At 66.4% G+C, this 1,058-nt stretch carries 1 pseudogene; it reads right to left on the minus strand.

Annotation, left to right across the window (positions count from 1 at the left end):
- Nucleotides 1-1,058: pseudogene (locus B4923_RS20690) on the minus strand (hypothetical protein); the annotation flags it as partial.

Genomic DNA, 1,058 nt, shown 5'->3' on the forward strand with positions numbered 1-1,058 from the left:
GCCGTTGTCCTTCCCGCACCTTGCTGATGCGCCGGCCGAAGGCGTCATAACGGTAACGCCATCGCTCCCCCTGCGGCAATAGCACCCGCACAAGCCGGTCCTGCACATCCCATTCAAAATACGTTTCTTTAGGCCGGAAGCCGGGCTGCTCTTCCCGTTTATACACCAGCCGGCCACAGTCGTCATAGCGGTACGCCGTGTGGCCGCGCTGCGTTACCCGGCCTGCCGCGTCATAGCGGGACAGGGACTGCGGCACCGCGTCCTTCACGCTCAGCGGCAGTTCCCCCCGTGGCGCAATACTCGCTATCTCGCACAGGTTCTGTTCGCTATCGTAGCCGAACAGGCGCCCCTGCCGCCAGCGCCCGCTGCGCCGTTCCGCCGTCACCTGCCCCACGCCGTTCAGCCGGAACGCCTGTTCGCCCCAGTGGCTGTCCACTATCCCCGTTAGACGATCCAGCGCGTCGTACTCGTAGCGCCGCTCCAGTACGTCGTTTACCCGCCCGTCGCCATTGACCAGCGCCTGACGCCGCAGCAGCCCGGTATCGCCCCACTCCTGGCGCAGCGCAAAACCCGCACCGTTGCTGCGCAGGCTTTCATGCCCGCTGTCCGTATGGCTGAACGATAGCGCCTGATGCTGCCCGATGCCCAGCCCGTTCAGCCGCCCCGACGCCCATTGCAGATTCAGCGGCGCCAGCAGCCCTTCCACCATCGCCCGCCGCCCGCTTTCGTCATAGCCGCTGCGGATTTCCTCGCCGTTCACCCGCTCCGACACCACCTGACCCGCACGGTTGTAGGCGTACTCCACGCTAGCGTCCGCGTTGACCGCTTTGGTCAGTCGCCCCGCCAGGTCGTATTCCAGCGCCGTCACGCTCTCTTCCGCGCCGTCCGCCCGCAGCGTGCGCAGCGTCACCACCCGGCCCATTGCGTCATGCTCGTAACACAGCTCGCTGCCGTCCGGTGCTTTCCGGCGGGTCAGCCTGCCCGCGACATCGTAACCGTAGCGGTACGTCCGCCCGTCATAATGCCGCTCCTCGTTCAGCCGTCCGCTCTCATCGAAC

The organism is Brenneria roseae subsp. americana, from assembly GCF_003115815.1.
In the GTDB taxonomy this organism is placed as follows: Bacteria; Pseudomonadota; Gammaproteobacteria; order Enterobacterales; family Enterobacteriaceae; genus Brenneria; species Brenneria roseae.